19 protein-coding genes and 4 pseudogenes are annotated in these 18,439 nt (G+C 67.6%); 13 read left to right on the top strand and 10 right to left on the bottom strand.

Annotated features, from left to right (window positions below; all coding sequences use genetic code 11):
- The first annotated feature begins 76 nt into the window (after positions 1-76).
- Positions 77-1,279: a serine hydrolase domain-containing protein gene (locus RKD20_RS45260; protein ID WP_424882850.1), complete on the top strand. Its 1,203-nt coding sequence runs from the start codon at positions 77-79 to the stop codon at positions 1,277-1,279.
- Between the two features lie 74 nt (positions 1,280-1,353).
- Here RKD20_RS45260 and RKD20_RS45255 read toward each other — a convergent pair whose 3' ends face one another.
- Together RKD20_RS45255 and RKD20_RS45250 are read right to left on the bottom strand one after the other, a co-directional pair.
- Positions 1,354-1,542 (bottom strand): hypothetical protein, encoded by a 189-nt coding sequence (locus RKD20_RS45255; RefSeq protein WP_424882849.1) that lies wholly within the window; start codon positions 1,540-1,542, stop codon positions 1,354-1,356.
- Between the two features lie 155 nt (positions 1,543-1,697).
- A complete protein-coding gene (locus tag RKD20_RS45250) occupies positions 1,698-2,972 on the bottom strand; it encodes a prolyl oligopeptidase family serine peptidase (RefSeq protein ID WP_424882848.1) in 1,275 nt (424 codons plus the stop codon).
- A gap of 596 nt (positions 2,973-3,568) precedes the next feature.
- Here RKD20_RS45250 and RKD20_RS45245 point away from each other — a divergent pair.
- Complete coding sequence (locus tag RKD20_RS45245) at positions 3,569-4,171, top strand: peptidoglycan-binding protein (RefSeq protein ID WP_424882847.1); 603 nt, start codon at positions 3,569-3,571, stop codon at positions 4,169-4,171.
- A gap of 276 nt (positions 4,172-4,447) precedes the next feature.
- Here the strand turns inward: RKD20_RS45245 and RKD20_RS45240 are convergent, their stop codons facing one another.
- A complete protein-coding gene (locus RKD20_RS45240; protein ID WP_424882846.1) occupies positions 4,448-4,687 on the bottom strand; it encodes a hypothetical protein in 240 nt (79 codons plus the stop codon).
- A gap of 293 nt (positions 4,688-4,980) precedes the next feature.
- Between RKD20_RS45240 and RKD20_RS45235 the strand changes: the two genes are divergently transcribed.
- Positions 4,981-6,186 carry a hypothetical protein gene (locus tag RKD20_RS45235; RefSeq protein WP_424882845.1) on the top strand — a complete coding sequence of 402 codons (1,206 nt, stop codon included), beginning with the start codon at positions 4,981-4,983 and terminating at the stop codon, positions 6,184-6,186.
- Positions 6,187-6,510: 324 nt separating this feature from the next.
- Here the strand turns inward: RKD20_RS45235 and RKD20_RS45230 are convergent, their stop codons facing one another.
- Both RKD20_RS45230 and RKD20_RS45225 read right to left on the bottom strand, forming a co-directional pair.
- Complete coding sequence (locus RKD20_RS45230; protein WP_424883480.1) at positions 6,511-7,221, bottom strand: N-acyl homoserine lactonase family protein; 711 nt, start codon at positions 7,219-7,221, stop codon at positions 6,511-6,513.
- A 100-nt stretch (positions 7,222-7,321) separates the two neighbouring features.
- Positions 7,322-7,674, bottom strand: a pseudogene (locus tag RKD20_RS45225) (ATP-binding protein); the annotation flags it as partial.
- 416 nt (positions 7,675-8,090) lie between these two features.
- Here RKD20_RS45225 and RKD20_RS45220 point away from each other — a divergent pair.
- From RKD20_RS45220 to RKD20_RS45210, 3 genes are all read left to right on the top strand, one after another.
- Positions 8,091-8,390 carry an SUKH-4 family immunity protein gene (locus RKD20_RS45220; RefSeq protein ID WP_424882844.1) on the top strand — a complete coding sequence of 100 codons (300 nt, stop codon included), beginning with the start codon at positions 8,091-8,093 and terminating at the stop codon, positions 8,388-8,390.
- Positions 8,391-8,446: 56 nt separating this feature from the next.
- Positions 8,447-8,950: a sensor histidine kinase gene (locus RKD20_RS45215; protein ID WP_424882843.1), complete on the top strand. Its 504-nt coding sequence runs from the start codon at positions 8,447-8,449 to the stop codon at positions 8,948-8,950.
- A 111-nt stretch (positions 8,951-9,061) separates the two neighbouring features.
- A complete protein-coding gene (locus RKD20_RS45210) occupies positions 9,062-9,232 on the top strand; it encodes a hypothetical protein (protein ID WP_020121623.1) in 171 nt (56 codons plus the stop codon).
- Between the two features lie 318 nt (positions 9,233-9,550).
- Here the strand turns inward: RKD20_RS45210 and RKD20_RS45205 are convergent, their stop codons facing one another.
- From RKD20_RS45205 to RKD20_RS45190, 4 genes and pseudogenes are all read right to left on the bottom strand, one after another.
- Positions 9,551-9,766: a VOC family protein gene (locus RKD20_RS45205; RefSeq protein WP_424883510.1), complete on the bottom strand. Its 216-nt coding sequence runs from the start codon at positions 9,764-9,766 to the stop codon at positions 9,551-9,553.
- A 145-nt stretch (positions 9,767-9,911) separates the two neighbouring features.
- Positions 9,912-10,091: pseudogene (locus RKD20_RS45200) on the bottom strand (SpoIIE family protein phosphatase); the annotation flags it as partial.
- 36 nt (positions 10,092-10,127) lie between these two features.
- Positions 10,128-10,523, bottom strand: a pseudogene (locus RKD20_RS45195) (IS630 family transposase); the annotation flags it as partial.
- Between the two features lie 74 nt (positions 10,524-10,597).
- A complete protein-coding gene (locus RKD20_RS45190) occupies positions 10,598-11,329 on the bottom strand; it encodes a dienelactone hydrolase family protein (RefSeq protein WP_424882842.1) in 732 nt (243 codons plus the stop codon).
- Positions 11,330-11,795: 466 nt separating this feature from the next.
- Between RKD20_RS45190 and RKD20_RS45185 the strand changes: the two genes are divergently transcribed.
- Together RKD20_RS45185 and RKD20_RS45180 are read left to right on the top strand one after the other, a co-directional pair.
- Positions 11,796-13,211 (top strand): protein kinase domain-containing protein, encoded by a 1,416-nt coding sequence (locus tag RKD20_RS45185; protein WP_424882841.1) that lies wholly within the window; start codon positions 11,796-11,798, stop codon positions 13,209-13,211.
- Positions 13,212-13,526: 315 nt separating this feature from the next.
- Positions 13,527-13,754 (top strand): hypothetical protein, encoded by a 228-nt coding sequence (locus RKD20_RS45180; protein ID WP_424882840.1) that lies wholly within the window; start codon positions 13,527-13,529, stop codon positions 13,752-13,754.
- Positions 13,755-13,812: 58 nt separating this feature from the next.
- Here the strand turns inward: RKD20_RS45180 and RKD20_RS45175 are convergent, their stop codons facing one another.
- Positions 13,813-14,109, bottom strand: coding sequence for a winged helix-turn-helix transcriptional regulator (locus tag RKD20_RS45175; RefSeq protein WP_424882839.1), 297 nt, complete (start codon positions 14,107-14,109; stop codon positions 13,813-13,815).
- Positions 14,110-14,448: 339 nt separating this feature from the next.
- On the opposite strand from RKD20_RS45175, the gene RKD20_RS45170 reads away from it, so the two are divergent.
- The 5 genes and pseudogenes from RKD20_RS45170 (at position 14,449) to RKD20_RS45150 (ending at position 18,394) form a co-directional block, all read left to right on the top strand.
- Positions 14,449-14,742, top strand: a complete 294-nt coding sequence (locus tag RKD20_RS45170; RefSeq protein ID WP_424882838.1) for a DUF1330 domain-containing protein — start codon at positions 14,449-14,451, stop codon at positions 14,740-14,742.
- Positions 14,743-15,039: 297 nt separating this feature from the next.
- Positions 15,040-15,927 carry a carboxylating nicotinate-nucleotide diphosphorylase gene (gene nadC, locus RKD20_RS45165; protein WP_424882837.1) on the top strand — a complete coding sequence of 296 codons (888 nt, stop codon included), beginning with the start codon at positions 15,040-15,042 and terminating at the stop codon, positions 15,925-15,927.
- A complete protein-coding gene (locus RKD20_RS45160; RefSeq protein ID WP_424882836.1) occupies positions 15,915-16,772 on the top strand; it encodes a PhzF family phenazine biosynthesis protein in 858 nt (285 codons plus the stop codon). Before nadC ends, RKD20_RS45160 begins: the two co-directional genes overlap by 13 nt.
- Positions 16,773-17,189: 417 nt before the next feature.
- Positions 17,190-17,285, top strand: a pseudogene (locus RKD20_RS45155) (IS982 family transposase); the annotation flags it as partial.
- A gap of 725 nt (positions 17,286-18,010) precedes the next feature.
- Positions 18,011-18,394 (top strand): hypothetical protein, encoded by a 384-nt coding sequence (locus RKD20_RS45150; protein ID WP_424882835.1) that lies wholly within the window; start codon positions 18,011-18,013, stop codon positions 18,392-18,394.
- Positions 18,395-18,439: the final 45 nt, after the last annotated feature.

Raw genomic sequence — 18,439 nt, 5'->3', positions numbered from 1 at the left:
GGCGGGGCCCTTTACGACGCGTTGCCAATGGTGAGGTTGCTGCCGTCCGAGCCCGCAACTGAAAGAAGCCCCGCAGATGCGACGTATCCCCCACCTCCGGATGCTCGCCGCAACGCTGTTCGTGGCGTGCGCCGCTCTGGTCCCGACGGCAGTGGCTCCCGCCGCAACCGCCCAGACCACAGGGGTCGACCGGCCCTACGGGGACGACTACCCGCCGGGCGGCCTCGGCCCAGAGTTGACCGCCCGCCTGGACAGGACGATCGAGGACGTTCGCCGGCAGGCAGGCATCCCCGGTGCCGTGGTCGGCGTCTGGCTGCCCGGCAAGGGAAGCTACGTCCGCGCGACCGGCGTCGCCGACACCGCCACCCGCCGCCCGATGACCTCCGATGCCTTCCTACGGATCGGCAGCGAGACCAAGACGTTCACGGTCACCGCGCTGCTCAAACTCGTAGACGACGGTCGGATCCGCCTGGACGACCCGATCTCGCACTACGTCGACGGCGTACCGAACGGACACCGAATCACCCTGCGCCACCTGGCCGGGATGCGCAGCGGCCTGTTCCCGTACAGCGCCGACCCGGACTTCGCCCGCGCCCTGCTGAGCGACCCGCAGCGCCACTTCACCCCGCAGGAGGTACTCGCGTACGGCTACCGCCACGACAACACCTTCGCGCCGGGCACGCAGTTCCAGTACTCCAACTCCAACCTGGTCCTCTTGGGCCTGGTGATCGAGAAGGTCAGCGGCCAGAGCCTCGCCGACTTCATCGAGAGCCGGGTGCTGCGGCCGTCCCGCCTGCACCACACGCTGCTCCCCCAGGGCCCGGAATTCCCCGAGCCACACCCACACGGCTACACGAACCAGACCCTGACCCGCGAGGTGGCCGACGCCACCAACTGGAACCCCAGCTGGGCCTGGGCGGCCGGCGCGATGATCTCCAATCTGCACGACTTGCGCCGCTGGGCGCCGATCGTCGCAACCGGGTCGCTGCTCAGCCCCGAGACCCGGGCTCAGAGGCTGAAGACGCTGCCGACGGGGCTTCCGGGCCTGAGTTACGGCCTCGGCATCTTCGAGACGGGAGGGTGGATCGGCCACAACGGTTCGATCCCGGGGTACCAGACGGTGACGGTGTATCTGCCCTCGAAGAAGGCGACCCTGGTCATCATGATCAACACGGACATCAGCAGCGGGGGTCAAGAGCCGTCGACGCTGCTGGCTCGGGCGGTGACGGGGGTTGTTACGCCGGGGAATGTTTATGACGGGGCGGTTGCTCCGCGGTAGGGGTGGAGCCGGGCTGCAATCGTCCCCACCCTGTACCCCCGACTCTGCAAACGCTCAGTGTCCGCGAGCAGAACTCATGTGCCGCCGTCGTGGTGCCGCAGGGTGAACCGCTGTTTCTTGGGCCCCAGTTGCATGATGACATCGTCGCCCTGGGCGCTCACGGTCGTCGGGCCGTAGAGGTCGTTGGCGTACGTTCCGGTGTTGGCGCCCGTCCGCCTTGGCCTGAGCAGTGCCACCGGTCGGTCCGATTCGGTCCGGGTCACATCGTCTCCGACCGCCACTGCTACGAGGCAGTCCGCTCCCCCGACGCCCCAACAGGCCGGACCTTCTCACACAAGGGCATCGATCCCGCACCCACAGACTGAAACAACGCCCTCATCCACTTGACCAAAGAGAAAGGGCACCCCCCACCTGCCCGTCAGTGACGGTGCCGGGCGGCCATCCACTGCCAGATGTGAGTTCCGCTGATGCTGGGGTCGTTGCGGGCCACGTAGATCCACGACCAGTGGCCGTTGAACTGGTAGCCGTTGCGGACGACGTGGTCGTAGAGCGTCATCAGGGAACCGGGAATCACGTCGCGCGCGTGCACGGTGTTGGCCTGCGGGTCCACGGTGGGGTCGTCGCGGGAGGTGACGAGCCAGGTGGGGGTGCTGATCCGGGCCAGGTCGCTGTCAGGGATCAAGGCTGGACCGCCGGGCGGGAACGACTCGACGACGCCGCAGATCGGAACCGATGCGGCGAACAGAGTGGGATGGACGGTGGTCATCTTCAGACTCATGTAGCCGCCGTTGCTGCAGCCCGCGACGTAGATCCGGTTGCGGTCGATGTTATTGCGGCGCGTGACGTCGCTGATGATCTCGTGGATGAGGGGGGCGAAGCGGGGGCCGTCCTCCATCCAGTACGAGGTGCTCTGCGGGGCGAGGACGTAGGCGCCGTCGAAGATGCGCTGCGCCTGGGGGGTGGCGAAGCCCAGGGCACCGCGGTTGGCGCGCAGCGTGGTCTCGTTGTCGTAGTAGTCGTTGGGCAGTGAGGCGCCCTCACCTCCGCCGTGCAGCCACACGATCAGCGGACGCTTCTTGTGCCGAAAAGCGTGGTAGGCGGTGGGCGAGTACAGGCGGTACTTCATTCCCGAGCCGGAGACGTGCGAGCTGAAGGCATCCACCTCGGGGTCCGACAGTCGCGGGTCCTGCACGAAGTTGTCGATGGTGATCGTCCGGTGGTTGCGTAAGGGGATCGGGGCGTGCTGGATGAGGGTGTAGACGAGGTCGAGCATCACGTTGCGGCCCGCGCCCGCGAGGTAGCCGAGTGTGCCGCCCCCGGTTTGTCCCTCGCCATGGCTCAGTTCGAGCACGATGTCACCGCGGTGGTCGAGCCGGACCGCGGTCACTGTGCGGTCGAGGTCGTACTCGCCGAAGATGATGTCGTCCGGGGCGACGGGAAACGGGCTGACGGCCTTGGCGCGCACGCTGAAGGTGTCGGTGGTCAGGCCGGCCGGGTCGATCGGGCCCAGCCGGGAGGTCCTGAGAGTGATCGACGTGACCTGCTCTCCGCCGTCGAGCACCTGGGCGTTCAGGGTGAATCTCACGCTGGTGGTTGCACGGTCGTCCGCGTACGCGGCAACGCCGGGCAGGGACAGGCCGGCAGCACTCGCTCCGGCGGTCAGTATGGTGCGACGGCTCATACGCGGTGCCATGCGGACTCCTTGTTGGGGGTTCGGAGGCTTCACCACGACCAGTTCGCGCCGAACTCGGCGGCGCGCTACCGAGAAGCGCAAACGGTCGGCCCCGTCTGCCGGGGCTCACACGACCAGACCTCTCTTGATGGCAATAGTCAAGAGTCAGACGCGGCTGACGCAGCCACAACTGTCACAGGATCAGACGGGCAGGACGCGGCGTACGGCCGACGTATCGGTGCCGGGCCTTCAGCTGAGCGAACGGCGCACACTGTGCCGGCGGTCAGGGGGCGGGCGCCCAGACCGGCGATCCGGCGAAGACCCCATCAGCACTCGCCGGACTGTTGTCGACCAGCAGGCCATGGATCTGAACTCGACACCACAGTTGTGAACACGGGCCAGACCGAAGTACGCGGCGATTTCGTTCAACCGTGCACCAGTTCGTCGACACTGCGCTTGCCCCATACCTGACCTTGCAATATCTTAGAAATGCCGATCTTCATGCTTCGCAGAGCTGTTCGCCCCCGCAGAGGCGCAGCGACAAGGATCCCGGTCTCATGCGTTGAGCGCCCCTCAGGGATGGCTTGCAGCGGCAGAGAGGGGCGTCGGGAATGAAAATGAGCCTGGCCGAGCTGCGCGCACTCGCCACACAGGCAGGGTTTACCGGCAGCGACATCAAGATCGCCGCGGCTGTCGCCATGGCAGAGTCAAAGGGCGACCCGGTCATCATCGGGGACCAGCATCTGGTCGACCACAAGTGGGGGCCGTCCATAGGCTTGTTCCAAATACGCTCACTCAAGCACCCGGGGCAGTTCTCCCCACCGGACGCACTCAGGGTTGAGGCAAAACTCAAAGATCCGCTCTACAACGCCAAGACGGCGAAGGCCATCAAAGACGCACACGACTGGAAACAATGGTCCACGTTCACAAACGGGGCCTACAAGCAGCACATGGATGGCGACCCCGGCAAGTTCGAGCCGTTCCCCGGTGCGTCGTTCTTCCACACCGGACGGAAATCGCCGATCATCGCCGCAATGCACCACCGACTCGTCGCCAAAGGCTGCGACCGGTACCAGTCCCACGCCAACGCCGACGCATGGGGCCCGGGCGATGTGAAGTCCTACGCCGCCTGGCAAAAGAAACTCGGCTTCGACGGCGCCGCCGCCAACGGCATACCCGGCGAGACCAGTTGGGACAAACTACAGGTCCCCAACGTCTGAGCGTCGAGGATTGTCAAGAACTGTGGACGGGGCCTCATCCTGGCTGTCTGTAACATCATCGCGTGCCGGAGACATGGATCGGTCTCGACACCAGGGCTGCGTCGTGCAGTCGGTGTGCCAGGGTTGATGGGGTTTCAGGAGCTGGGGCAGGACCGCGAGTTGGTCTCCGGGGGCTGACGCGGATTCTGGGCATCACCTACAAGCCCAACCTGAACGGAACTTGACCACGCCCTGAGTTGACGGCGGTGAAGAACTAACGGAGGGCCTCGGTGGTGTTCAGAATTCGCGCAAAAGGATCAGCTTGCCGTCCTTGAAGCGCGAGATGTTGATGTAACGCTGGTTGCAATCGTTCACCGACGGGCAGGTGCCGTTACATTCCAGCACATAGCAATCTTCCTTCACATACGGCCACACACGGACATCGGTGATGGTCAACCCCGGCAGCATGCGCGCGTAATGTCCAGCCAGGCGTCGATATCCTCGCACCCGGTCACGCCCGTTGTACTTCCAGCCCACCCATACCAGAGCAACGACCCACCGACCGGGAAGCCGCGGGTTAGAGATCTGCACGCCCTGAGACGGTTCTTCGTCCGTGTCCCCAACGGCCGGGTGGTCAACGTGCTGAGCCACCGATGACGGCCGAGAACGGGACCGACCAGTGCGGACCCATTGACCCCTGGCAGACGACGCGCTTTCATCTCGTGCATCCTCGTGAGTCTTCTGCGCCGGGCCGGGGGCACGGGGTACGGGGGACGGCGGTGGCCGTCCCCGGCCGAAGGGGGAGCCACCTGATGAGACCTTCCTTACGCATGTCCATGACCGCTGTCCTGGCGGTCGCTGTCGCCTGCGTCTCCTGGCCGGCCGGGGCGGCCGACGCCGATCAGGTCCCGCGCACCGAACGGATCAGCGTGGCCCCCGACGGCACCGGCGGCAACCACCACTCGGTGCAGCCGGTGGTCAGCGCGGACGGACGCGTGGTGGCCTTCCAATCGTCGGCGAGCAACCTGGTGCCCGGTACGGACGTGCCGAACAGCATCTTCTACCGGACGGCTCCCGGCGCACCGCTGCAGCGTGTCGTGGTGCCGGGTGAGACGACGTCGACGCCACAGCTGTCCGAGTCGGGGCGCTACCTGACCTTCAACTCGTACTCGACCCCGACCGGGACGTCGTCCGTGCACGTCATGGACCTGCAGACCGGCCAGACCGAACGCCTGGCACCTGCGATGGACGAGGGCTACCACGTGTCCTACGGTGTCGCCCCGATCAGCGCCGGTGGCCGCTACGTCGCCTTCGTCGCCCGGCCCAACACCGACGAGAACGGCGCCTACGCCTGCCGGGTCATGCTCCTGGACCGCCGGACGCAGCAGGTCCGGCGGGTCAGCCGACCCTCGGACGGGTCGAAGAACTTCCACCAGTGCCAGCAGGTCTCGATGAGCGCCGACGGCCGCAAGGTCGCCTATCTGGAGGGTTACTCCGGGCCGGCCGACGACGATCAGGGCGACATCCTGGTGTACGACCGCGTCACCGGAAGAACCGTACAGGCCGATGCCACCCATGACGGTGCGACGGCCGACATGTCGGCCGTCGGTCCGGTGCTGAGTCCGGATGGTTCCAAGGTCGGTTTCAACTCACGGGCCACCAACCTGGTTCCGCAGGTCGATCAGAATGGCGGCTGGAACGCCTTCGTCCGTGACCTGCGCACTGGCACGCTCCAGCGGTACGACGGCCACTCCCCCACGGATCTCACCTCGGTGTCGGACCTGTCGGTGCACGGCTCGAAGCTGCTGCTGGACACCGCGGACGCGGATGGCAGGTCGCTGGGGCTGGTCCTGCGCGATCTGCGGACCGGCCACGAGGAGTTGCTGTCACCGGGACAGGACGGCAAGCCTGTCACCGTGGGGCGCGCGGCGCTGAGCGCGGACGAGTCGACGGCCGTGTTCGACTCCTACTACCCGGGGCTGGTGCCCGAGGACACGAACCTGATCGGGGACGTGTTCGTCCGTACCCTGCGCTGAACCGTCGGCGTCGCCGCCCGGAGCGCCGTGGCACAAGCGGTCATCGCGTGGGCCTGCGGTGGCGGGTGAGGAAGGCGGCGCCGATTTGTTCCGCCGACAGGCACTGGGCGTCGTCGCTGCCAGCGGGGAACGCCCGCAGCGCCGCAGCTACAGGTGCCGGCCGCCGTCGGGAAAGACACCACTTGTCGATCGCAGGGCCGTGGAATGTCGTTGAGAGGCGACACCACTCCCGCAGTGATCTGGTTCGTTCACGGGCCGTGGTGATGACCGCCGGATCAGCCGACTCTGTTCTGGACGACGCGGTTCCGCGTCGCCAGGTCAGTTCTAGAAGTTGCCGTGTGACGGTTCCCAGATCGAGCAGTCATGGGCGAAGAGCACTCGTCGCGGGTCGAAGTCGGCAAGTCGCTCCAACCAGTGCGCGTAGTCAGGAAGCGGCTGTTCCACGCCGTGAAGAGCGGCCCGGCGGGCCAGCTGGTCCGACGCGAACTGGGATGCGAAGTCGTGAGCCTGGCCGGCAAGGATCACGGTGCCGTCGTCTTGCCGAAGGACCAGCGACTGATGTCCTGGGGTGTGCCCGGGTGTCGGGATGATCCAGACGCCCGGCCAGATCTCGGTCTCACCGGTGAGTTCCTCGTAGGCTGCGCCGGGGAAGTCGACGAGCTCGTCGATGGTGTAGTTGCCCCGGCGAGCGGCGGCCAGCTCGGATTCCTGGACCAGGATCGGCTTGCCGCCCAGCAGAGGATTACCGCCGCAGTGGTCGAAGTGAAGGTGGCAGTTCACGACCAGAGAGATGTCGCCGAGGGCGACTCCAGCCGCAGACAGTGCCTCTTGCAGTGCTCGGCGTTGGGGTCGGTAGTGTGCCTCGGTCTCGGGGTCGGCGCTGCCGATACCGCTGTCGAAGAGGATCAGTCCCTGTTCGTGTTGCACCAGATAGGCGAGCACGGGTTCGACTCGCGGTTGTGGGCCGCCTGTCTCTGAAGCCGGCCGGATGAAGTATCCCAGGTCGAGTCGACGCACCGCCGTGTTCCTCCCCATGCCAGCCATCCTGACAGGCGTCGATGTGCCGTTCAGGGGGTCTGCCGACAGCAGAATCGCGACTGCGACGTCGATCGGCCCGCGCCTGTCCTGTGGTGTCCTGGGCAGCGGCGCGGGCCTGGGTGATGGCGAGGCGGTAGTAGTCGGTGCCGGTCTGGATCAGTTTGCCGCCGAAGGTCAGGCGGTCGACGATGACCGCGCAGAGGCGGGGATCGGTGAAGGTCTTGGTCCAGCCGCTGAAACTCTCGTTCGAGGCGATGGCGGCGCTTTCTTCTCCTCCCGCTCCGTCGGAACCCGGAACAGCAGCTCAGCACCCCTGCGGTCCAGCTCCATACAGCCCAGCTCGTCGATGCACAAAAGATCGACTCGGCCGTAGCGGGCGATGGTCTTGGCCAGCACCTTCTCGTCCGCGGCCTCGACCAGCTCGTTGACCAGCCTGGTCGCGAGCGTGTTACGCGCTTGCCCCACGGCTGCACACCGGGGTGCGCCTGAACTGGAGCGCGTCCTCCGCAGGCCTGCGTCCCCGGCCGCCGGCCAGGACAGCCCGATGATCCCGGTCAGCCTTCAAGTCCATTTGCGTGAGATCGGCGTCCCGCCACAGCGCGGCAGGACCTCCGCATCCAACAGCTCGTCCTTCAGGCCCCGTCCCCCGTTATCGCGAAGGCACGAACGTTGCAAGGGCAGACCCGGCAGTAGTGTCGGGCTGGCAGATCCCCGAGGAGCAGAAGGCACTACTGGCCAGTGTCGGGATCCCCATCGTTGATCAGTCGATCGAGTACATATCGTTCCAGGTGAAAGCGGCTCCAGTACTTCAGACGTCGGACGGCAGGTCGCTCTAGCGCCTCACCCGGAACCGCCATGGTGACCTCGTGCCCGGCCTGGAATGGTCGTTCGGCGTCGAGCTCGCGACAGGCACGGTCCACTACGTCCTTCCGCAACGCGAGGCATGGTTCGCCAACTCCTCCATCGACCTGTGGCTGCGAACCCTGCACCACTACGGCCTGCACGTCAGCGAATCCGAGATCCTCAGCGACCCGGATGACCGCGAGGACGAAGCCCTGGCCGAACTCAGCGGGCTCTCTCACGAACTCAAGAAGATCGACCCACCTGCCTTCGACGGCTACCACGGGTTCATCTGGGCCGAGTTCCTCGACCGCTGGCTCTGGTAGTCGCACGCGGCCGCCACAACGGCAAGTTCGAACGCCTCGGCCGGACGGTGCAGGGCGTGCTCTCCCCGGCCCGCCTGGAGAACGCCGCCCCCACCGCCGAACCCGTCGACCTGGACACCGTCCTTGCCGACCGGGTCGCCATGTGGGAGTCGTTGGCCGCGGAGCAGTACGTCACCCGCGACATCACCGGCCCGCCCGCAGGCCGCGTGTGGGCGATCCCCGGCGCGCTGGGGCAGATCATGGACAACCTCCTCGCCAACGCCCTCCGCGTCTCCCCGCCCAGCACCACCATCACCCTCCACCGCGGGCCCGGCAGCGAGCTCCACATCATCGACCAGGGACCGGGCATGAATGCGGCCGACCACGAGCGCGCCTACGACCGTTTCTGGCGCTCCGGCGGCGCCATCACCCTCCACCCCACACCCGGCACCGGCCTCGACACCCACATCCAACTACGACCCGCCACCCCGCACTTCCGCGAGCGGCGCCCTGGCGGGGAGGACTTCAGCTCCCGTCACTCCCCCGGCCATCGCGCTCAACTCGGTCCGGCGGCGGGCTGAACATCGTGGAGAAACTGAGTCCAGTGCCCGCAGGAGGAGTGCAGAAACCAGGGAAATCGACCGTGTGTTCTTGCATTCGCCGGGCATCAGGAGCGACGGAGGTTGATAACTATGGTTCCCCTGCTTGTCGTTCTTCTGCTGGCTCTCATCCTCTTCGGCGCGGGTTTCGCGCTGAAGGCACTGTGGTGGCTCGCCGTCATCGTGCTGGTCGTCTGGCTCCTGGGCTTCGTCATGCGCTCCGCTGACACGGGCGGCCGCAAGGGACGCTGGTATCGCTGGTAACCCGAAAAGCAGCAACTGCCTGTGGCTCCGGATGCGTCCGGAGCCACAGGCATGTCCCGGTCCTGGACATCTCACCGGGCAAACCGCGTAAATGCCACGTTCCCGGGAACCGGGCCTCATCGCTGGGGCCCGGTGAAGCAGTGGAACCTGCGCCTCCAAATCCACCGGCCCTCAGCCACAAAGGGCCCAGCCGTCGGCCGCTTCCTCGTACCGGCCAGCCGTCTCAGGCACTCCCAAGGCCCACACGTCTGCGAAGGCGAGCCGCAGAGTCCGCCCGTCCCCGGCCGCCGCACCGTCCCCGGCCTGGCACAGCGGCCCTCAGGCCACCGGATTCTCCAGCAGCGTGATCCGGTTACCGTTCAGGTCGTGCAGAGCAGCAAACCGGGTGCCTGTTCGACCGGTATGCACCGGCTCCGTGTTCAGGCCGCGTTGCTTGAGCCGCGCCATGGTCTCGTCCAGAGCAGGCACCTCCAGATAGAGAAGCGCTGGACCAGCACGCTCGGCGCCCCCGAAGACCTGGAGCGACTCGCTCATGGTGAGACGCCAGTCTGCCGGTGACGGCATCGGCCTGGCGTCCCAGCAACCGTTCGTACCAGACCACCGCCTCCTCAACCCTTCCCACGAGCACGCTGCCCGGATCAAGGTCGACCGTGGTGGTCTCATAGGGGAAGCCTCCGACGGTGAGCGGCGGCCCAGCGGGGAGATCGACGATGCGGAAGGTCCCGTCCGGGTTCAGAACGATGGGTGGCGGGTGGCCTGCGCCGGCCATCGCGCAGCGGCGGGTGGCCGGGTCGTAGATCGCGTAGAAGCAGGTGGCGCCAACGGTGTCCTGCTCGTCGGGCGATGCCTCCGCCGCCATGCGCTGGAGCAGGTCCCCGACCCGGGCCGACTACTCCTCGGCTACCAGGAAGTCCGCCAGAGCTTGGTCAGGCTCCAGGCAGAGAACGGCAGGTCGTACTCGGTCGGCTTCGGGTTCGCGATCCTTGATCTCGTGCCGCTCGGGCAGCGTGAAGGTCTTCGGCCGGCCGGCCTTGTACTTCGGGTACAGCGAGTCGAAGCCGTCCGTATTGAAGTTGTGGATCACATCCTTCACCCGGTCCGCGCTGGTGAACGGCACCTCCGCGATCTTCGGCACCTCCGCGATCTTCGGCACCGGGCATGCCCTCGCGGACAGCAGGACCATCTGGGGCCGCCGCCATGTCACCACTGACCCGATGCCTCTGCGGATGATCCGCAGCAGGCACTGCCCCTCGTCATCGTCGATCCGTCGAACCTGAACTCTGTCGGCCACGCCGACCAGTTCCGTGAACGCGCCGATCGGAAACGGAACTTGATCGGCGCGCCACGGACCACGGGCGGCGGGTATCAGCCGAGGTGCCGGGCGAAGAACCTCAGCGTGCTCTCCAGCTCGAATGCCGGGATCTCCCCGTGCTTGCCGGGGTTGGCGTGCAGCGTCTTCTCGGCCGAGGCCAAGGCGTCGAACAGCGCCAAGCTCTGGACCCGTGGCACTCGCTCATCGTCCCACTGCACCAAGAACTCCACGGGGATGGTGATCCGCGCGGCGGCCTCGGCCGACGCCAGGACCCCGCCCAAGCCCAGTACCGCCGCGCGGACCCGGGGTTCGGCAGCGATGAACGGAACACCGAGTCCGCACCCCAGCGAGACCCCCCAGTAGCCCACCGGGCCGGCGCCTACGTGCTCGAGTTGCTGAACCGCGTCCAGGACCGCCCGCCATTCCGGCACGGTCTGGCGGGCCACGAACGCCTGGAAGCCGGCGATCAGCGGCGCCAACTCTTCCCCGGCCTCCACACGGGACTGGTTCTCGGTCGCGATCCGGTCGTACTCCTCAACCTTCGGCCGGTCACCATGGGCGGGCACGTCGACCGCCACGACCGCGAACCCGCCTTCGGTCACGAAGTTGCGTGCACGAGCCAGGACGTCAGGGGCCTTCTTGTGCTGACCGCCACCGTGTCCCATCAAGACGAGCGGACGAGTGGCGACGGCACCTTCCGGCGTCCACAACACGCCAGGAATGTCGCCGAGGGTGAATTGCTGTTCGCGGACGCCGTCGGACGACGTCTCAGAGATGAAGCGCATAGCGGTTCATGCCTTTCGGGATGCCTCTGCGGGCACTCCCTAGGCCATGCGAGGGAGGAAGGCCCGACCTGTCAAAGCGTTGATCGGTCTCACCTCCTCAATTCGCAGCAGTGCACGGCGACAGGAACGTATCACGAAGGACTTCACCCTTGCCCGGGCGGGGATGCAGACAGGGCGAACGTTGTCTGACGCGGCATTAGCTGCGCCGGGGTAGTACTGCGGCGGCGGCCGGCTCAGTCCCGCTCCACGATCCTGGACGGCCGGCAGGCGGGTGCCGGGCGCCCACCTCCACCGAACGTGGAACCCTGTCGATCCCGGAAGGCATCGAGGCGCCGTCCAGCCGGTTGACGCATCCGCCCTGCTAGGCCCCGAATCAGCGGGGGTGGGCAGAGCCGTGGCGGGTACACGCCACGAAACTTTGTCGATGTCCGCGTCCAGCTCGCGGCGCAGCACCGGGAGACCACACATGAAGGTGCGCCGATCAGGCTCCCCCACGGCGCTGGGCACGCCCGCCGAAGTCGTGGCCGACCGATACCGGTTGGAGGCCAGGCTCGGCTCCGGTGGCGCCGCCGACGTGTACCAGGGGATCGATCTCCGCCTCAAGCGTCCGGTGGCCGTCAAGGTCTTCCGGCCCGACGGCGAGCCGGCCCTGGCGCAGCGCTTCGCGGACGAGGCCGTGCTGCTGGCGGGGTTGCAGCACCCGGGGCTCGTCACCCTCTACGACGCCGGACGGCACCAGGACCGCCCCTTCCTCGTGATGGAGCTGGTGAAGGGCCCCACTCTGGCTCAGCGCATCTCGGCTGGGGTCATGGAGCCTGCGCGCGTGGCCCGGCTCGGCACCGCCCTCGCTGGAGCTCTCGCCCATGTGCACGCGGCGGGCATAGTGCACCGCGACGTCAAACCGTCGAACGTCCTGCTGGACACCGCGGGCGTCCCGCACCTCGCCGATTTCGGCATCTCACGGATGGTGGGCGCCACCCGGCACACGGCTTCGGGGGCACTCCTCGGCACCGCCGCCTACCTGGCACCGGAGCAGGTGCTGGGCAAGGTCGTGGGACGGTCCGCCGACATCTACGCACTCGGCCTGGTCCTGCTGGAATGCGTGAAGGGCGAACTCGAATACGGCGGCACGCCCCTTGAAGCCGCTGTAGCCCGCCTGCACCGCCCACCCGTAGTTCCGCGCTCCGTGCCCCCGCGGCTGGCCGAGCTCATCCATGCCATGACAGCACTTGAGGACAAGGCACGGCCTGACGCCGAACAGTGCGCGGAGACACTCTCCGCCCTGTCCGATGAGGCCCTCATGCCAACCGCGGCCAATGCTGTCCGTCCCGACGGTCCCGAAAGCGGCAGGGACGCGCACGCCAGGGCAGGAGCACGAACTGAGGGAGTCCCCGCACCGACTGCCGCCGGGCCGAGCCTCCGGCACCAGGTATCGAAGCCGTCCCGTACCCGCCGTCCACTGCTGGCCACCGGCACAGCCGTGCTCACAGCACTCCTCGGCGCCACCCTGGTCGCCTCACTGGACGGTGCAGGAGACGGCTCCGAACGGTCCGCCCCGGGCTCACTCGGATCCACACCCCTGCAGCAGCCCTCCCCCACCACCTCCGCAGAAAGCCCACGGAGAGCGGCCGGACAGCCGGCGGCATCCACGTCCACACCCCCATCGAAAGCCCATCGTCCCGCGACATCGGCGGCTTCCGAACCGCAGGCCCGTACGCCATCGAGCGATCCGACAAGCAGTCCCGGCCCGGAAACGTCAGCGGATCGCAAGGACGCGCAGAGCAGCCGCCCCCGCCCGGACGCCACTCGAGCCGAGGCCAAGAACCCTTCCGAGAAGTCAGCGAAATCGAAAGGCCAAACCGCGGACAAGGCACACCACTGACTCCCGCACACGGTGTCCGCCATCCTGGGGCGTTGGGGCTCACGGCCACCTCGCCGCCTCACGACGGTCCACAGAGCACGAGCTTCACGCCAGACCCGAAGGACACCAAACCCGGGCAAGACCTGCTGGGCTTCGACCTGGCGCTCAGGATCCGCAACTGGAAGTCGCAGTTCCGCCACCTGATGCAGGTGGCTGTCTCCGTGCGGGAGGGCGCGATCTCCTCCACGCTGCCGCTGCGCCGGCGGGTGACCGCCGCGACCAACAGGTCGAGTCGTTCAACCGGTTCTCCCAGTGGGTCGGCTCGGCAACGGCGGCGTGATCGCCGAGATCGTGCGCCAACTGCAGGCCGAGGGGATGGGCATCGCCCCTGAGGACCTGGCACAGGTCCCGCCGTACCTGACCGAGCACATCCGGCGCTTCGGCGAATACGCCATCCCCGAGCTCGGCGACGAGCCCGACGCGTACGTTCCGCGCCTGGACGTCGACTTCACGCTTCTGCGCGGCGACGAGCCGGCGACCGAGGGGTTCTCGCAGGCTGCGTGAGCCCGTGTCCCGAGTCGGCGGCCGTCACATCACCGCTCCACCTGGTCCGGCGTGACCGTCACGTCTCCGTGGGCTCCTGATCGCTGTGTTCTTGCTCCTGCGCCCAGGCGGTCGCCCATTCGTCGAGCGGACGGAGGGCATCACGGAGTGCTGTCCCCAGCCGAGTCAGCTTGTAGCCATCGGCCGAGGGGGCGATGATCCCGCTCGATGCGAGTTCGCGGAGCCGTTGGTAGAGGACGCTGGATGACAGCCCTTCGCACCGTGCCAACAGTGCGCGGGCGCCGAGCGGACCCGCACGCAGTTCCCAGAGAATTCGCAGCGCCCACCGACGGCCGAACAGGTCCATCGCGGCCATGAGGGGACGGCCGGTAGTCGATCCACGAACCGGTGTTCCTGGGCGCGGTGTCGGCATGACACTCCTTGCGTTTCGTTATTCGAAACACTAACATCCATCCGGCGTTTCTGATTTCGAAACGAACTCGACGGGAGAGCCGATGTCGCGGACAGCCCTGCTGGAACCGCCGTACACCGACCAGGCCACCTCTTCCCCGACGACAGCGCCTACACCACCGCGGCGCTGGTCGGCATCGGCGCCATGGCGATCACGACGCTGACAAGCCTCGCTCTCGCCCGCCGACGCTCGTCCGACACCAACCCGTAAGTCGGATGCACACATCCCCACACCGGAGGTTCCATGCCCAAGGGCTACTGGGTCAGCGTCTACCGCACCATTTCAGACCCCGAGAAGCTGGCTGCCTACAACAAGCTGGCCCGTCAGGCCGTCCAGGCCTGGGGCGGCCGGACCCTCGTCCGTGGCGGTCGGGTCGTGGCGTATGACGCCGGAATCGCCGAGCGCACTGTCCTGGTCGAGTTCGACAGCTTCGAGCAGGCCGTCGCGGCGCGTGAGAGTGCGGCCTACCAGGAGGCGCTGGTCGCCCTCTCCGACGGCGTCGAGCGTGACTTCCGCATAGTCGAAGGCATCGAATGACCGAGATCCAGTCGGACCTTCGCTGAAGGCTCACGGAGCTCCGAGAGGCTCGACTCGCCGAGGTGCTGTGCAACGGCAGCTGGACCCTCACCCCGCTCGACCACGACGCCCACGACGCCCGCGAGGCCCTGCGCTCGGTCACCGAGTGGTCGCAGCGATGGGCTGCCGAGCTTGCCGACGCCCGCCCTCTGCCGCCGCGGGTGCCGGCGAGGGCCGGCGCAACCGGTTCTGACAGCGGTCCCCACGCGGGACACCTCAGATCTCGGCCCGTAACCACAGGACTGGAGAGGACGGACCATGACAGAGTTTCCCTCGCAGGCGGCGCGAACCGCCGTCGCCGCTGCCCTGGCCGAGGATGAGTCGGGCCAGGACATCACCACCGCGTGGAGCGTTCCCGAAGGCATGGCGGCCGTGGCCGAGATCCGCGCCCGGCAATGCGGCATCGCCGGCGGTCTCCCTGTGGTCGCCGAGGTCTTCGCCCAGGTCGACCCCGAGGTCACAGTGGAAGCGCTCGTCCCCGATGGCGCCCGGCTGACCGGCGACGATGTCCTGGTGCGCCTGTCCGGCTCGGTGCGCAGCCTGATCACCGGGGAGCGTACGGCGCTGAACTTCCTGCAGCGCATGTGTGGCATCGCGACGCTCACCGACCGCTACGTCCAGGCCGTGGCCGGAACCGCGGCGCGCATCCTGGACACCCGCAAGACGGCGCCGGGCCTGCGCGCCCTGGACAAGTACGCGGTGACCGTCGGTGGCGGCCGCAACCACCGGCTCAACCTCGCGGCAATGGTGCTGCTCAAGGAGAACCACATCGCCGCGGCAGGCGGCGTGTCGACCGCGATCGACGCGGTCCGGCGCGGGATGGCGCGCACCGAGCAAAAGGTGGAGACCGATGTCGAGGTGCAGACAGTGGCGCAGGCCGTTGAGGCCCTCGATGCCGGGGCCCGCTGGATCATGCTCGACAACATGTCGGTGGCCGACCTCGAAATGGTCGTGAAAATCCGGGCCGAGCGTGGCGACGCCTCCCGGATCCTGCTGGAAGCCTCGGGCACCGTGCGTCTGGACAGCGTCCGCGCCATCGCCGAGACGGGAGTCGACCTCATCTCGGTCGGCGCGTTGACGCACAGCGCGCCCGCGCTGGACCTGACGATGCTGCTGACGACCGATCCGGTGCCATGCCTTCGGTAGTGATCATCGACGCGTGTCAGCGGCAGGGCCGGGGCGGCAGCCCGACCGCTGTTCTCGACGAAGCGTCGTTCACCGACGAGGAGCGATGCCGCATTCCCGGGGAACTGGGCACTTCGCACGCCGTCTTCATCCGTGCCACCGGAGTTGAGGGCGGCCGTCCCTCGTACTCGCTCCGGTTCTTCACCGCCGAAGGAGAACTGCCTGCCTGCGGCCACGGCACCGTCGCGGCCCTGGCGCTGCTCGCCATACGCGAAGGCGGCAGCGACCACCACGCCGTGCTGTGTACGACGAACCGCAGCTTCGAAGGCTGGGCCATCCGGAACCGCGACAGCGTGACAGCGTCGTTCGACCCGGGCCCGGTGAAGCTGCGCGTCGCCCAGGCACCCGAGCTGAGAGCGGTCACAGCCGGTCTCGGCCTGGCTGACGAAGCAGTCGTCGGCAACGCCTGCGTGGCCTCGAACGGGCGGCCGAGGCTTCTCCTGCCAGTGCGATCGCGCGCCGCGTTGGCCGACCTCTCCCCAGACTTCGCCCTGCTACGTACCGCCTGCGACCGCTACAGCCTGTTGGGCTGCTACACCTACTCGATCCCGGACCGGCACGGCCGGGCAGCCGCTCGGATGTTCGCCCCGTCGATCGGCGTCCCCGAGGACATCGCCAACGCCAACAGCACAGCCTGCTTGGCCGCCCATCTGCTCGACACGACAGGGGCACAGACGGTCGCGATCGAGGTGGAGCAGGGCGACACCCTCGGTCGACCGGCCAGCGTGCTCGCTTCGGCACGACGAGGGCCGGCGGGCATCACGACCCGGGTCGGCGGGGTAGCCGTGGTCCGCGACGGACACTGAGGCGACGACTGGACCGTCCCTCTCTGCGATCCGCGACGCACCGAGCCAGGGCCGGTCGAGACGATGACCGGCTCGCCGGAAGGGCGACGGCCCGAACAAGGACAAGAGGGAGACCACAAGCAGGTACGAGTCGCACCGGTACGACGTGATCGGCCATCAACCCCGAGCCCCTGCCACAGATGTCGTCAGACCTGGCCGAGCTCTTCGAGGGCGGACACTGAGGTACGAGGTCCGCGACTCTCACGATCGAGACCGGCACGGACTCCTACCGCCTCGCCCAGACCAAAGCCCGGGCCGAACAGGCAGCCACACTCTGAACCCTAGTTGTTGCGCGTCATGACGTTGGTGACGTGAGTTGTTGGCAGATCAGCTGGTGAGCAAGTTGCGCCGTCGCGAGCAGGTCCTCGCGAGTCGTGTGGCCACACGCCAGCCGGCGTCATCGCCCGCGTCATGCATCGCATCCTCGCGCTGACCGCCGCGATCTGGCACAACCACCACACAGGACAGCCGACCAGAGTAGTTGGAGTGCGTTGTCCGGATGAGACCGATCGCCAGGCTACAGAGGGTGCCCATCGCACGGGGTGCGGTGCCGGTGCGGACGCGAGAGGCGTCCTCGGCCAAGGTCGCGTCTCTGATGTGGTGCAGGGCCTCGACCTGCCAGTGTCCACGGATGCGTTCTGCGATCCGGTGGGGGGGGGCTTTTTCGGGAGCAAGGCTGGTGACCGCGTAGATCGTCTTGACGATGCAGGAGCCGATCAGTGCCTTGGTCATGCCGAGGACGACGTCGCAGCTGTACCGAAGCACCGGGCTGCTGCCGCCCCAAGATGGGACAGTCAGCACCCATGGGCCCCGGGGGATCCACCGGCTCGCCGCGCGCCTTGGCGACGTCCCGATCGGGGTGTTCACCGCCGACTGGACCCTGGTGCCAACGGAAAGTGCGCAAGCCGGTGCCGTGAAACTGGCCGCGCTCATGCGAGAGCCTGCGGTACTTGTCGTGGCCGTAGGCGCGGTCGGCGAAGAGCGTCAACGACACCGCGAGCGGGATCCCTTGGCCGTCGGTCGTGAGGTGGTGCTTGCTGCCCGGGCGTGCGCGGTCGGCCAGGCTGGGCAGATCACCGGGGTCGCACCGAAGTGGGTCATTAAATGCCCAAAATAGTGCAAGGTGGGATAATTGAGTAAAGCGGGGACGCGTCACCGGTCCCCCTCCCCCCACTGACCGTGAAGAGGCGGATCCGACCATGTCGAAGAAACCACGTTCGTCCGAGCCACCGCACGGCAAGGGTCCCAGCCGTCACCAGGGCACCGGACAGCACGGCTGGTCGCCCGATGTGGACGAGACGCGCCAGCAGGACAACCCGAGCGCCCATCGCTCCTTCCGGCCAGAGCAGGCCGGCGAAAAGGGTCGGGGCCGGTCGGTCTCCCCGGAGGAGACGAAGCCCGTTCCGGGCGACACGGCCAAGAGCAGCAGTGCGAGAGGCGAGGCGTACGGCGACGCGGACGAGAAGGGCAGGCGCGACACCGGACCCAAGGGCCGCTCCCAGCGCCCCAGCGGCACCAGGGACGCTTCCGGCGCGACCGGCGTGGATCCACAGGAGCCGCCGTCCGGGCGCCGCCAGGGTTGACGGTCCCCTGGCGCCTGGACGGCCTGACTCGCGGCTGGACGAGCG

Origin of the sequence: Streptomyces sp. SLBN-8D4, from assembly GCF_049739545.1 — a bacterium.
Taxonomy (GTDB): domain Bacteria; phylum Actinomycetota; class Actinomycetes; order Streptomycetales; family Streptomycetaceae; genus Streptomyces; species Streptomyces canus_C.
This window is presented reverse-complemented; position numbering and strand designations above follow the sequence as displayed.

What these genes read in the sequence shown, in the direction of transcription:
- RKD20_RS45260 (WP_424882850.1), top strand. Translation starts at nt 77, where the DNA reads ATGCGACGTATCCCCCACCTCCGGATGCTCGCCGCAACGCTGTTCGTG.
- RKD20_RS45250 (WP_424882848.1), bottom strand. Translation starts at nt 2,972, where the DNA reads ATGGCACCGCGTATGAGCCGTCGCACCATACTGACCGCCGGAGCGAGT.
- RKD20_RS45245 (WP_424882847.1), top strand. Translation starts at nt 3,569, where the DNA reads ATGAGCCTGGCCGAGCTGCGCGCACTCGCCACACAGGCAGGGTTTACC.
- RKD20_RS45235 (WP_424882845.1), top strand. Translation starts at nt 4,981, where the DNA reads ATGTCCATGACCGCTGTCCTGGCGGTCGCTGTCGCCTGCGTCTCCTGG.
- RKD20_RS45230 (WP_424883480.1), bottom strand. Translation starts at nt 7,221, where the DNA reads ATGGGGAGGAACACGGCGGTGCGTCGACTCGACCTGGGATACTTCATC.
- RKD20_RS45210 (WP_020121623.1), top strand. Translation starts at nt 9,062, where the DNA reads ATGGTTCCCCTGCTTGTCGTTCTTCTGCTGGCTCTCATCCTCTTCGGC.
- RKD20_RS45205 (WP_424883510.1), bottom strand. Translation starts at nt 9,766, where the DNA reads ATGAGCGAGTCGCTCCAGGTCTTCGGGGGCGCCGAGCGTGCTGGTCCA.
- RKD20_RS45190 (WP_424882842.1), bottom strand. Translation starts at nt 11,329, where the DNA reads ATGCGCTTCATCTCTGAGACGTCGTCCGACGGCGTCCGCGAACAGCAA.
- RKD20_RS45185 (WP_424882841.1), top strand. Translation starts at nt 11,796, where the DNA reads ATGAAGGTGCGCCGATCAGGCTCCCCCACGGCGCTGGGCACGCCCGCC.
- RKD20_RS45175 (WP_424882839.1), bottom strand. Translation starts at nt 14,109, where the DNA reads ATGGCCGCGATGGACCTGTTCGGCCGTCGGTGGGCGCTGCGAATTCTC.
- RKD20_RS45170 (WP_424882838.1), top strand. Translation starts at nt 14,449, where the DNA reads ATGCCCAAGGGCTACTGGGTCAGCGTCTACCGCACCATTTCAGACCCC.
- nadC (WP_424882837.1), top strand. Translation starts at nt 15,040, where the DNA reads ATGACAGAGTTTCCCTCGCAGGCGGCGCGAACCGCCGTCGCCGCTGCC.
- RKD20_RS45160 (WP_424882836.1), top strand. Translation starts at nt 15,915, where the DNA reads ATGCCTTCGGTAGTGATCATCGACGCGTGTCAGCGGCAGGGCCGGGGC.
- RKD20_RS45150 (WP_424882835.1), top strand. Translation starts at nt 18,011, where the DNA reads ATGTCGAAGAAACCACGTTCGTCCGAGCCACCGCACGGCAAGGGTCCC.